The sequence below is a fragment of the Salinicola halophyticus genome (assembly GCF_003206695.1).
Lineage (GTDB): Bacteria > Pseudomonadota > Gammaproteobacteria > Pseudomonadales > Halomonadaceae > Salinicola > Salinicola halophyticus.
In genome coordinates, this window is record NZ_PZJN01000009.1 from 345,667 (window position 1) to 358,547 (window position 12,881).

Genomic DNA, 12,881 nt, shown 5'->3' on the forward strand with positions numbered 1-12,881 from the left:
CAGTTGACTCCATCCCCTCAGTTGACCCCGTTCCAGAGCCGCTCCTGAAGGATGTTCTCGCTACGCATGCGCTGGTTCATCTCTTCCAGCGAGTAACGCTCGACCAGCGTGGGTGACGAGGAAAACAGCGACACGCCCAAGCCGGCGCGATGATCCGGAACGGTATAACCCATTGCCTCCAGCAGCGTCGGCAGCACGTCGACCATGCTCGACGGGCGTTCGACAATCCGTGGGCGCAGACCATTGCCCAGCATCATCAGCGTATTCTCGCGGTCTTCAGCGATCAGGTCTTCCCACGCCGAGTTTTTCATCGAGAGATGGTCACTGGCCACCACGATCAGCGTGTTGTCGAGCAAACCCTCGTTTCGGAGTCGCTCGATGAAATTCTTCACCAGCCAGCCGGTACATTTGACCGAATAGAGAATGTTGGTGCCGTCGAACGGGCCCTGATTGTCGATACAGGACTGCGACGGGTTGCCGAACGGAGGGTGCGCCGCCAGGGTCAGGCCGAAGAAGGCGTAGGGTTCGTGGCTGTCATGTAGATTCCGGATACGCTTTTCGGCCAGCCCGAACAGCGTATCGTCGTAAAGTCCCCAGTCGTTGAGATAGTCGGCGGGGGCCTTTTCCTCCAGCTCGTCACGCCCCAGAACGGTATCGAAACCGTGCCCGCGATAGAATTTTGCCTTGCCGGCGAACTTCGTGCTCGCGCCGCCCATGTAGGTGAGATCGTAGCCGCGTTCATGCAGCAGGTCACCGAGACAGCTGACGCCGGGGAGCACGTCCGATAGCGGTTCGAACTGGTTGTCGTGCATCAGACCCGCCGGCATCAGCGGTACCCCGCACTGACTGGCAACCATGCCGGCCATCGTCCAGCCGGTATTGTCGAGCTGCTTGACGCCATGAAAGACCACGCCTTCCTTGCCCAGCTGGGCCAGATCCTCGTAGGCGTCACCGAAGCGCTGGGTATCGCTGTAGGTGCGCTCGGTGCTCTCCATGTAGAGATAGATCAGATTGGGCGGTTGCTGCGGGGCGGCGACGATCTCCGGTGGCCGGTAGCGATCGTTGAGCCAGGCTTCATCGTCATCGATCACCGCGGCGCCGCGTAACGAGAGGCCGAACAGCAGCGGATTGAAGGCCAGCAGGAACAGACTCAGTACACGTTCCCACAGACGCCAGCGATGATCGGCACGCACCATCCAGGTCACCGCGAACAGCATGATGATCGCGGCGATGGAATAGAGCACCCCGGCGATCTGGCGGTCGGTGCTGCCGTTCTCCTCGATGCCGGCCTGCAGATGAAAGATCACCGCGCCCAGGTCGAGCTGGCCGAAGCTGTCGTCGAGATAGATGTAGACCCACCACAGCACCAATGGCAGCAGCGACCACGGCCATGTTTTACGCAGCGTGGCGCGCTGCGAGACGTGCCCCCAGTGGAAATGGTAGCCGGCGGCGAGCCAGACGAGAGAGATGACGAGGGGTGTCCACCACGGGAGCACCCAGATCACCATGACGGCGTACCCGATGCAGAGGCCGATGTAGGTGAGTGCACACCAACGTCGTGTGTCGCGAGAGATGGTCATGACCGGCTTCGATCCGTGAACGTCGTGTTCTATCGATGCCGCTTCCAGGCACCGGGTGAGCAATCGTCATGACTCTAGCATGACGAATTCAAGACAAGCAGGTTGCCCGAGAGTTCCGGCGCGGGTAGCGGGACTCGGGCCGCGCTTCGGGGATTCCATGGCCTGAGACGGGAATTTCCCGGCGCCTGGCGCAAAATTCTCAGCCCTCAGCGAGAGTGGCTCAGCGCCAGATCCTCGGCGTGGCGTGCCATGGCCAGTTCGATCAGCCGCGTCACCAGAGCCGGGTAGGTCAGACCGCTGGCCTGCCACAGCTTGGGATACATGCTGATGCGGGTGAAGCCCGGCAGGGTATTGATCTCGTTGACGACGACCTTTCCCTCGGGTGTGAGAAAGACATCGACACGAGCCAGACCGGCGCACTCCAGGACCTGAAATGTCCGCACCGCCAGCTGGCGGATCGATTCGCTGGCGTCGGCGTCGATGTCGGCGGGGACGGCAACCGTAGCCGCGTCATCGTCGATGTATTTGGTGTCGTAGGAATAGAATCCGCTTTCGACCACGATCTCGCCGCAGACGCTTGCTTCGGGCGTGTCGTTACCCAGCACCGCGCACTCGATTTCGCGGCCGACCACTGCCGACTCGACCAGTACCTTGTGATCGAACGCCAGTGCCAGCGTCAGTGCCTCGCGGAATTCGTCAGCGCTCTCCACCCGGCTGACCCCCACCGAAGAGCCCTGATTGGCAGGCTTGACGAACAGCGGCGACCCCAGCTTCGCACTCAGGGTCTCGAAATCGGCGCTGACGGCCGTGCGCCGGGTCAGGGTGACGAATGGCGCGACCGGTATGCCGGCGTCGCGCAGCAGGCGCTTGGCGACGTCCTTGTCCATCCCGGCGGCCGAGCCGAGCACACCGGAGCCGACGAAAGGCAGATTGGCCATCCGCAGCAGCCCCTGCAGCGAACCATCCTCGCCGAGCGTGCCGTGAACGATGGGGAAGACCACGTCGAGTTGGCCCAGCGCCTCCTGGGAGGCTTCTGTAGCGATCAGCTGTCGATGCTCGCGGCCGGGCACCAGGGCGATATCGCCGGCTGACGGGTTGAGAGCGATGCGCCGCGGATCATCGGCATGAAGCAGGAAGTTGGCGGCATCGTTGATATGCCACTGGCCCTGCTTGTCGATACCGATGACCGTGACCTCGAAACGCTCGCGATCCAGCGCATCGACGATGTTCTTGGCCGACTGCAACGAGACTTCATGCTCCGCCGATTTCCCGCCGCAGATGACGCCAACCCGAATCTTGCTCATAGTTCTGCTCCACTTCGCTAACGATCTCGACGCCGCTGGGGCGCTATCACTCTCTATGCCGCTCGGGCGTCATGATGCCACGTTCCCGGCGCGCAAGTATCGCGCCACCGGGTGAGCCTGCCCGCAGAATCAGCCGCCGGCGAGCCGCCGATAAACGCAGATATAGGCCGTGGCCATGGCGTCCGCGGTGAACGCCGACAGGCGCTGACTGGCAGCGGTGGTCAATCGCTGCCGGCGCGCCGGATCTTCCAGCAGCGCGGTGAGAGCGGCTGTCAGCGCATCGGGGTCAGCGGGCGGCACCAGCAGCCCGCTGACGTCTTGCTCGATCAGATCGGGGATGCCGTCGACGTCACTGGCCACGATCGGCACACCGTGGTCCATGGCATCGAGCAGCGTCGATCCGAGGCCTTCGTTGCGGGAAGGAAACGCGAACAGCGTCATGATCTCGAGATAGTCGCCGACGTTGGGCTGGAAACCTTCCCAGATCACGTTGTCGAGATCCGCACTCTCGGTCTTCAGCGCCTCACCGTCGTCGCCTTCGCCGAGCAGCAGGAAGCAGACATCCGGATGCGTCTCGCGCAACCGCCGTGCTGCCTCTATCAGCACCCGCTGCCCCTTATGGCGATCCACCAGCGCGCCGATATGGCCGATCACGCGACGTCCGGCAAAACGCTCGCGCAACGCCTCGACCCGGCTCGCATCGCTAGGCTGACCCGACAGCACGCTGGGGATGCGAGTGACGGGACACCAGTTCCTCTCGCGAAGATGGTTCTCGATCACCGACGAGATCGCCACGGCCATCGCTGCGCCGCGATAGGTCCAGCGATTGAAGCGCTTGTTCTTGACCGGCTGGGGAACGCGGCGGGTCAGAAGATAGGGCGTGCCGTGCAGGCGGCGTTCGACCCAGGCCCAGTGCACCGCCTTGGCTTCGTGGGCATGGGTCAGGGTCGCCTTCGGCCGATGGCGATCATGATGAGAATGCCCGGCGAGGGCATGATCGGCATCGATCAGCGTGACGCCGATATCGAGACCGGCCAATGCCTCGCGCATCGGCGAGTCGCGCCGACAGACGAGGCTCTGCGCTATTGTCATCTGGTCATCGTCGATTCGGGCCAGCGCCTCGATCAGCAGCAGCGTCTGGCGCTCGCCGCCGCGAAAGCCGCGGGCCAGATTGACGTGGCGGATATGCAGGGTCGGTTTTTCCATGGATTCACCAGATCCGGTCGAAGTCTTCGGCCTCGCGAACCTGGGCATCGCGCTGCAGTTCGAGCAGCTTGGCGTATTTCAGGTAGGCGTTGACCGCCGCCGACAGCGCCACGGAAACGCCGTCGAGCCCGCCGAGAAAGCCGCGCTGGAACACGTATTTGCGCACGAAGGCGTTGGCGCCGTGCAGCGTCGGCGACATGGCGTTGGCACGCTTGCCCTTGAGATACATGATCTTGGCGGCGCGATTGGAAAAACGTCCGCTGGCCTTGCCGAACAGCTCGGCGAGATTGGCGAACGAGTAATGTTCCAGATCGGCGTCGAGCCGTTTGGCATTCTGCGCCTGAACGGAGGCGTGCTGGCGGCTGTCGGAGAACCCGCAGCGCTCGCGATCGAACAGCCGGAGGCAGTAGTCCGGATACCAGCCGCAATGGCGGATCCAGCGGCTGCCGACGAAGTTGCGCCGACGCAGCGCATAGGCGTCGTGACTGGCCTCTCCATTTTCACCGGCGTCCAGATCGAGCGCCTGAATCGCCGACACGGCGCCGTCGGTGAGGCGCTCATCGGCGTCCAGCGACAGCACCCAGCGATGGCTGGCGGCCTGCGGCCCGACACGCTTCTGCGGGCCATCGCCCAGATACGGCTGATGGATCACGCGGGCGCCCGACGCCTCGGCGCGGGCGACGGTGTCGTCCCGGGAGCCGGAATCGACCACGATCAGCTCGTCGCAGACCCGGGCGAGCGACGCCAGGCAGGCTTCGATGTTGTCGGCTTCGTCGAGCGTGATCACCACGCCGGTAATGGCGGCCATGGGCAAGTCCTGGATCGTCGATGAATGGTCGTGGATGAATGGTCGTACCCGGTGCCAAACGATAGCGGGCGTCGCGGAGTATCGCGACGCCCCGCCCAGAATGTTGGCAGCGCCTGGCGCATTGTAGCGCCAGTCATTGTGACATCGGCAACGCTATCGGTAGAACTGACGGAACCACTGCATGGCGTCGAACACCGCCGGGGAGAACTCGGCGTCCTCGATGGGATTTAGCTGCCGATCGACGATATTCCATTGGCCGGTGCCGTCGACCACGGTGATGCGCTCCGGCTCGATGATCCCGTAATCGATGTAGCTGCTGGACTGGACCCACGGGTGGTCGATGTCCGGCGCGAGCAGATCCTCGCCCTGGGCGTAGTCGGAGAGCGGATTGCGGCAGCCGAGCGCGTGACGCATCAGCATAGGCATGACATCGAGGTGACTGGTCATGCCCTCGACCTGCCCGGGCTCGACGCCGGGGCCGTTGACGACCAGCGGCACGTGGGTCTGTGGCGACGCGAAGTTGCTGTTGTGACCCCAGTAGTTCTTGCCGAAGTCGTTGAGGGACTGGCCGTGATCGGCGGTGACCACCAGCATGGTGTTGTCCCACTCGCCCTTGGCCTTGAGGTCGTCGATTACCCGGCCGAGCAGTTCGTCGTCGTAGTGCACCGCATTGCGATGGCGGTTGAAGTAGGGCGTCGGGTCGGTATCCGGACCCAGATCGAGATAATCCATCCCTTTCACCGAAGGCTGATACGGTTGCTCGGCGTCGTCCGGCACGTCGTAGCCGTGGGGCGCGTCGTAGAACAGCATGCCGAACCAGGGCGAATCGTCTTCCTGCTCTTGCTGATCGACCCAGCTTAGCCAGTCCTCGGTCATCTGCCGGTCGCGGCCTGCCGGGGAGTCGCCCTGCGTGCTCAGTCGCAGTGGGTCGACCGAGGTGAAGATCGTGCGATCGAAGCCGACCCCATCGAGGCTGGCCGAGGAGAAGATGCCCATCGCGTAGTCCTGCTTCTGCAGCTGGGTGATCAACAGGGGCGGCGTCTGAGTATCGTCCAGATAGGCGTAGTAGTTGCCGGTGAGACCGTAGAACAGACTCATGGCACCGTTGCGGGTGGCGTTACCGCCACTGTAATGATCGAGATAGCGTCGGCCGCTGTCGTTCAACGCGGCGTAGAGATTCGGCGTGTTCTTGGGGCCGTATTCGTCGGCGCGCCAGGAGTCGATCAGCACCACCATGACATTGGGCTTGCTGCTGGGCTGGCAGCTCAGCGGATTCTTGGGCCAGTCGAGATTCTGCGCCTGCTTGGCGTTGGTATCGGCTCGCGCGGCACGGGCAGCGCGTGGGTCGAGCCAGCCATGGTCTTCCATGAAGCCCTTGGCGGTGGCCGGGAACAGCAGTGGATAGATACCCACCTGCTGGGTCACGCTACGCTGGTAGCGGGCATCGGCCACGATGTGCAGCGCATGGCTGCCGATCAGTGTCACCAGGATGATCCCGCAGGCGAGCCCCACCGGCAGGCGGCGACCGCGATGACTCACGATCAGGCGGCGGGCGATCCAGCCTTCGAGCGCCAGTGCCGCGACCACGCAACCTACGATCGCCACCCAGGTGGAGGCGGCAAAGCTGAAGATCTCGCCGTCCTTGTCGTTCAGGAACAGCGACACCATGAACGCATTCACGTGGAAGCGATACTGAGCATAGACGACCGTATCCAGCAGCAGTGCACTCAATCCCAGCGCCCCGAGGAGCATCGCCGGCAGCCATAGCCAGCGGGGCTTGAGCACCAGCGCCAGCACGGCGAGCGGCAGCCAGCCGAGCAGAATCAGCATGCCGAAGTGGCCGATCCAGGTCAGGATCAGATAGGCGATCCCCATGGCATCGTGCGGCATGGCCAGGTAGGGCGAATAGCGCAGCGCGATCAGCCAGACCAGGGGTAGTTGAAACAGGGCAAAGAGTAACGTGCTGCGCCAACGGCGCTTTAGCGTGTCATGCATGAACGGGAAGAGCCTTAGCGTGAAGGAGTGCCGGGCGCGCCATGGTACCCCTCGACGACGAGATCGTAGGACGCTTGGGCACCCGTAGGCGAGAAACGCTCCAGGGAGCGCTTGAGCCGTGACAGGTTGCGCTGCCGCCAGGCACCTTGCGGGCGTAGTCGGCAGCGATCGAAATCTATCAGCCAAATCTTATCGTCGGCTGAAACGAGCAGATTGCGCGCGTTGAGATCGACATGATCGAGGCCCGCATCATGAAAGCGCCGAATGGTGGCGCCGACATCGGCGAGCAGCGCGGGCGAAGCCTCGGCCAGACGCTCAGCCAGCGCCTGGCTATTCGCCAGGCGCTCGGTGATCAGCGCGGCGCGATAGCTCGGGCCGTGACGCACCACGAGGGTCGCCACCGGTGCCGGTACCGGCAGGCCCTGTTCGAACAGGGCGCGCGTCAGGCGCATCTCGCGAAACCCGCGAGTGCGCTCGAGCCCGGTCCACAGATAGTCGGCCCGGCTGACTTTGGCCACCATGCCGCCGCGACGATAGGGCCGCAGCACCCATTGGTGCTCGTCGATCTCGAGAAACTGGCTCGCCCCGCGGCCCGGTGCCGAGCCGACCACCAGACCCCGTTCGGCCCAGGCGGCCGGATCCAGCCAGGCCTCACCGAACGCCGGCAGAATCGGCAGGTCGGGCTGAGCGAGACGCGTATCATCGTATAAGATGTGCGAGTCCCGATGGTGGTAGGTCGTGAGCGTCATGACCGGTCCTTGACGTTGGGCCGCAGCGGGATTGATACGTCGCCGGCCGGCGGAGAGACAGGATAGGCGACGACTGGCCGCCGGACGCATTGTAACCGGGCAAACCCGCCGCCGCATGTCGGGGGTTCACGCTGCTCGCATTCGTCGACCATTCGGGCATCATCGAACATCAAGGAAGCTTTCGTGACTGAAGATTCGCAAGTGCCGCTGGCCGTGATTGCCATTCGTCAGGTGGAAAAAAGCACCGGCGCCAGTCGCAACGCCTTCGAGCAAGCCGCGGCACTGAAAGCCCTGGGCTATCGGGTGGTGATTCTCGCCGAGCGCGGTCGGCGCGAGCTGGCGGAGGCGGCCGGTGCCGAGTTGATCCGGCTGAAACGCTGGCCGTTCAAGGGGCCCTTTCGGCGCTTCTGGTTCAACCGCCGGGTGCAGGCCTGGTGTCGTCGGCACCGGCCGGCGATGCTGGTCAGCCATGGTGATGTCGAAACGCCTGACGTCGTCTACATGCACAACTGTGTGCACCTGGCCAGCCAGCGCATTCATGGCCGCGACTTGCCCGCGGGCCATGAAGTGGCGGCCATTCATGACCACGTGCTCGAGGGCGGTAAGTTTCGCCGGGTGGCGGTCAACTCGCGCATGATGGCGCAGGATCTTCGCACACGCTACGGCATCGACGACTCGCGAATCGAGATCAGCTACCCCGGCTACGACCCCGACGTCTTCAATCTCGAGCGCGCCTCGGCAGGCCGCGCGTCGCGCCGAGGCGAACTGGGCGTCGATGACGAGACCTGGCTGATCGGGTTGATCACCTCCGGCAACTTCACCAAACGTAACGTGGCCGGCTTCGTCGAGATGGCCGCCGAGCTGGAACCGCGGCTGGCGGGAAAATGCCGATTTCTGGTGGTCGGCAAGGACGATTTTTCGCCCTATCAGCGCCAGGCCGAGCAGGCGGGCGTTGCCGAGCGCTTTATCTGGCGCACCACGGTCAGTGACGTCGAGACACTCTACGGCGCGTTGGATGTGTTCGTGCTGCCGGCCCATATCGAGGAGTTCGGCCGCGTCTCGCTCGAGGCCATGGCCTGCGGCACGCCGGTGTTGCTGTCGTCCACCACCGGCGCCGCCGAGCTGCTCGAAACCGACCACGCCGACCTGATTCTGGAGAGTCGGGATACCCAGGCCTGGGTGGCGCGTCTCGAAGGAATGCTGGAAGCGTCCGATGTCAAAGCCCTGGGGCTGACGCTCTCGCGGTTGGTGGGTGATTACTCCTACCGCTGTCAGAACGAGAAGTTGAGGCATTCCTTCCTGACGTTGACGGCCGCTGACTGATCTCGCTCAACGCAGTTGTGCATTGAAGAATTCGGCCAGCGACTCGACGTAGCGTTCCAGGGTGTAGTCGCGTGCCACCTGTTCCCGGGCTCTCGTTGCGATCTGGCGTCGCAGTCGCGGATTCTCGGCCCAGGCCAGTAGTGTCTCGGCAATGGCTTCCGGGTCGAGCACCTTGGCTTGCACGAGATCATCCTGATCGGGTGAGTAGACTTCCCTCGGGCCCAGGAGGCAGGCATCCCCGTACTTCCGCAGCACTTCGCGTGGGCGCGTCGGCTCGAGAATCGCCCCGTTGCGTGGGTCCAGAATGGATTCCGGCAGGCCATCGATGTTGCCCACCACGGTTGGGAGTCCATGGGCCACGGCCTCTTGTACGACGTTACCGAAAGGCTCCCGCCAGGAGGGGCAGACAAAGGCGTCCAACTGCGAGTAGAACCCCGACATGTCTGCCACCGGGCCACAGAACGTCACGCTCTCCTCGAGCTGCCAGCGGTGTGTCCATTCTCTCAGGACGGGTTCGAGCGGCCCCTGACCGGCGATCCATAGCTCTGCGGCCGGGAAACGTGGCTTGAGCGCCCGTAGTGTCTCGAGGGCGATCATCGGCGCTTTCAGTCCCTGTAGGCGCCCGGCGAAGCCGAGGCGAAAACGGCCCTCGGGGTGCTCCGAGGCCAGCGCCGGCAGATCGATAGCGTTGTTGAGCGTCTTCGAGGGTAGCTCGGGATCGAGGCCCCACTTGAGTTGCAGAATGCGGTGGGCCGCCCGCGAGATCCCCAGCACGCCGGAGAGCCTCTCGATGTAACGCCTCAAGCTGGGATCATCCTTCGCCAGCCAGGCGCTACCGCGCTCGAAATGATAGATAGGGATATCCCGGGGTAGCGTCAGCGGGTGTCGCGAGATCTTGTTCCAGACCAGCAGGGCCTCGGGCGCCAGTTCGCGCAGTAACCGCTGCTGATAGGTACTGCGAAGGTTTCCCAGCGTCGGCAACTTGAGCCCTTTCGGCCCCTTGATGCCATGCAGCCGGTTCTCGAGCCCCCGAAAATAGTGATCGAGATAAGGATGGATGCCATTGGTCTGCAGCAGTACGTGGCTGTCGTCGCGTCGAGCGCTACAGTCGAAAAAGCGTGAAAAATAACGCTCGACCCCACCCAGATTCTTGAGGCTGACCAGATGGGCGATACGACAGGGGATGATGTCGGGGTCGCTGTCGGAAGCGGTGGCGGAGGTAATATGACTTTCCTCGTCATCATTCGTGGACTTCGGATCTTCGAATTCTGATCTTCGAACCTCCTGATCGGGGCCACTATACCGCCTGTTCGTGGCGCTGCGGGTCATCGTCGGTCAACTTCCGTTAGAATGGGCGTTTCACTCAATGGGAAGTCGGTCAGGCCCATGAAGCATTCTCTGCCAGAGCGCCCGCGACACATCGGCATCCTGCGCCTTTCCGCGCTGGGCGACGTCTGCAATCTGGTCCCCACGGTGCGCGCGCTGCAGCGCCAGTGGCCCGAGGCCCGTATTACCTGGATCGTCGGCAAGGCAGAATACGGCCTGCTCAGCGGGCTCGATGGTGTCGATCTGGTGATCTATGACAAGGCCACCGGTCTGGCCGGCATGCGCGAGATATGGCGTCAGTTTAGGGACACTCGCTTCGACGTGCTGCTGCACATGCAGCAGGCGCTGCGCGCAAGCGTGCTGTCGCTGGGTCTCAAGTGCGACGTGCGCGTGGGTTACGACAAGGCGCGAGCCAAGGATTGGCAGCACTGGTTCACGCATCGCCAGCTGGCGGTGCATCCGCGGGCGCATGTGCTCGAATCGTTCATGGATTTCGCCCGGCTGCTGGGTGTCGAGGACACGCGCCTCGACTGGTCGTTGCCGGTACCCGACGCTGCCTATGAAGAAGCGCGTCAGTTGACCGGCGATCAGGCCTATCTGGTCATCAGCCCGTGTGCCAATCCGCGTCTGCGCAATTTTCGCAACTGGTCGGCGGAAGGTTATGCGGCGGTCATCGAACATGCCTGGCAACGCCACGGCTTGAAGACCGTCATGAGTGGCGGCGGTAGCCCCCTGGAGCGTGACATGGGCGAGCAGATTCGACGCCTGTGTCCGAACGTCGAAATCATCGATGCCATCGGCCGGACTTCGCTCAAGGGCTTGCTGGCGCTGCTCGATCGCGCCCGCGTCGTGATCGCGCCGGACTCCGGCCCGGTCCACATGGCCAACGCGCTGAAAACGCCGACGCTCGGGCTCTACGCCACCACCAATCCGGACCGCGCGGCGCCCTATTGCTGGCGAGACCATGTCGTCAATCGCTACCCTGACGCCGTACGCCGCTACCTGAACAAATCCGTCGAGACCGTCACCTGGGGCACGCGGGTGCGCCACGCCGATGCCATGGCGCTGATCACGCTGGAAGACGTGGTCGAGCACCTGGATCGACTGCTGGCCGATACCGCTGCGCCTGGCGAGGACGACGCGCTGGAGTCACGAGGATGAAAGTCGACCTTTCGCAACTGGAGCACGCCCGCCTGCTGGTGGTTGGCGACGTGATGCTGGATCGCTACTGGCACGGCGGCACGTCGCGCATTTCCCCGGAGGCCCCGGTGCCGGTGGTCAAGGTGGAAGATGCCGATGATCGTCCGGGCGGGGCGGCCAACGTGGCGCTCAACATCGCTTCGCTGGGCGGGCGGGCGAGCCTCGCCGGCGTTGTCGGCGACGACGACAACGCCGGTCATCTGGAGCGCGCGCTGGAAGCGGCCAATGTGAGTGCTTACTTCCAGCGCAGTGGCGATGTGCCGACGATCACCAAGCTGCGAGTCATGAGTCGCAACCAGCAGCTCATCCGTCTCGACTTCGAGTCGCCGCTGTGGAACGTCGATACCGCGCCGTTGATCGAGAAGGTCCAGGCAGCGCTGGGCGACGCGGACGTGGTGATCCTGTCCGACTACGGCAAGGGCAGTCTCAATCGGGTCGAGACGCTGATCGCCGCCGCCCGCGCCGCCGGCAAGCGAGTGCTGGTCGATCCCAAGGGCGGCGATTTCAGTCGCTATCGCGGCGCCAGCGTGATCACTCCCAACCTGACAGAGTTCGAGGCGATCGTCGGGCCCTGCCACGATGATGCGCAGCTGGCCGCGAAGGGCGAGCAGCTGCGTGCCGATCTGGAACTCGAAGCGCTGCTGGTGACCCGCAGCGAACGCGGCATGACGCTGATTCGTGAGGGCCACCCGCCGCTGCATCTGCCGACGCATGCGCGCGAAGTCTTCGACGTGACCGGCGCCGGCGACACCGTGATCGGCGTGCTGGGTCTGGCGCTGGCGGCAGGCCACGGCTTTGGCGAGGCGGTGATGCTGGCCAACCTGGCCGCCGGCCTGGTGGTGGCCAAGCCCGGCACCGCGGTGCTGTCGGTGGCGGAACTCTACACCGCGCTGCACGGCGACAGCCTCGCCGAGTACGGCGTCATCGAGGAAGCCGCGCTCGTCGCGGCCGTGCGGGCGGCCCAGGCGCGCGGCGAACGCGTGGTGATGACCAACGGCTGCTTCGACATTCTGCACGCCGGTCACGTCGCCTATCTCGAACAGGCCAAGCGCCTCGGCGATCGGCTGATCGTCGCGGTCAACGATGATGCCTCGGTGGCTCGGCTCAAGGGCCCCAAGCGGCCGATCAATACCTTGGCGCGGCGCTCGCAGGTGCTGGCCGGATTGGCGGCCGTCGACTGGGTCGTCCCGTTCGGCGAAGACACGCCGGCGCGGCTGATCGAGGCGATTCTGCCGGATCGGCTGGTCAAGGGCGGCGACTATCGGCCCGAGGCTATCGCCGGCGGCGAGGCGGTGATCGCCAACGGTGGCGAGGTTCTGGTCCTCGGCTTCGAGGATGGGGTGTCGACCACCACCATGATCGACACCATTCTCGACCGCGAGCGCTGATC

10 protein-coding genes are annotated in these 12,881 nt (G+C 64.1%); 3 read left to right on the forward strand and 7 right to left on the reverse strand.

Annotation, left to right across the window (positions count from 1 at the left end):
• Nucleotides 1–17 precede the first annotated feature (17 nt).
• The 6 genes from DOM58_RS15500 to DOM58_RS15525 form a co-directional block, all read right to left on the reverse strand.
• Nucleotides 18–1,580: a sulfatase-like hydrolase/transferase gene (locus DOM58_RS15500; RefSeq protein ID WP_110693593.1), complete on the reverse strand. Its 1,563-nt coding sequence runs from the start codon at nucleotides 1,578–1,580 to the stop codon at nucleotides 18–20.
• A gap of 206 nt (nucleotides 1,581–1,786) precedes the next feature.
• Complete coding sequence (ddlA, locus tag DOM58_RS15505) at nucleotides 1,787–2,884, reverse strand: D-alanine--D-alanine ligase (protein WP_110693594.1); 1,098 nt, start codon at nucleotides 2,882–2,884, stop codon at nucleotides 1,787–1,789.
• A gap of 129 nt (nucleotides 2,885–3,013) precedes the next feature.
• Complete coding sequence (locus tag DOM58_RS15510; RefSeq protein WP_110693595.1) at nucleotides 3,014–4,090, reverse strand: glycosyltransferase; 1,077 nt, start codon at nucleotides 4,088–4,090, stop codon at nucleotides 3,014–3,016.
• A gap of 4 nt (nucleotides 4,091–4,094) precedes the next feature.
• Nucleotides 4,095–4,898, reverse strand: coding sequence for a glycosyltransferase family 2 protein (locus DOM58_RS15515; protein ID WP_110693596.1), 804 nt, complete (start codon nucleotides 4,896–4,898; stop codon nucleotides 4,095–4,097).
• A 153-nt stretch (nucleotides 4,899–5,051) separates the two neighbouring features.
• On the reverse strand, nucleotides 5,052–6,893 hold the full coding sequence (locus DOM58_RS15520; RefSeq protein WP_110693597.1) for a DUF3413 domain-containing protein: 1,842 nt from the start codon (nucleotides 6,891–6,893) through the stop codon (nucleotides 5,052–5,054).
• A 14-nt stretch (nucleotides 6,894–6,907) separates the two neighbouring features.
• The gene (locus tag DOM58_RS15525; RefSeq protein ID WP_110693598.1) at nucleotides 6,908–7,642 is read right to left on the reverse strand and encodes a 3-deoxy-D-manno-octulosonic acid kinase; all 735 of its coding nucleotides are present in this window, start codon (nucleotides 7,640–7,642) and stop codon (nucleotides 6,908–6,910) included.
• A 183-nt stretch (nucleotides 7,643–7,825) separates the two neighbouring features.
• Between DOM58_RS15525 and DOM58_RS15530 the strand changes: the two genes are divergently transcribed.
• Nucleotides 7,826–8,965, forward strand: coding sequence for a glycosyltransferase family 4 protein (locus DOM58_RS15530; RefSeq protein WP_110693599.1), 1,140 nt, complete (start codon nucleotides 7,826–7,828; stop codon nucleotides 8,963–8,965).
• Nucleotides 8,966–8,971: 6 nt separating this feature from the next.
• On the opposite strand, the gene DOM58_RS15535 is transcribed toward DOM58_RS15530, so the two are convergent.
• Complete coding sequence (locus DOM58_RS15535; protein WP_110693600.1) at nucleotides 8,972–10,294, reverse strand: glycosyltransferase family 4 protein; 1,323 nt, start codon at nucleotides 10,292–10,294, stop codon at nucleotides 8,972–8,974.
• A gap of 57 nt (nucleotides 10,295–10,351) precedes the next feature.
• Between DOM58_RS15535 and DOM58_RS15540 the strand changes: the two genes are divergently transcribed.
• Nucleotides 10,352–11,452, forward strand: coding sequence for a glycosyltransferase family 9 protein (locus tag DOM58_RS15540; protein ID WP_110693601.1), 1,101 nt, complete (start codon nucleotides 10,352–10,354; stop codon nucleotides 11,450–11,452).
• On the forward strand, nucleotides 11,449–12,879 hold the full coding sequence (gene hldE / locus DOM58_RS15545) for a bifunctional D-glycero-beta-D-manno-heptose-7-phosphate kinase/D-glycero-beta-D-manno-heptose 1-phosphate adenylyltransferase HldE (protein ID WP_110693602.1): 1,431 nt from the start codon (nucleotides 11,449–11,451) through the stop codon (nucleotides 12,877–12,879). Before DOM58_RS15540 ends, hldE begins: the two co-directional genes overlap by 4 nt.
• The last annotated feature ends 2 nt before the right edge of the window (nucleotides 12,880–12,881 follow it).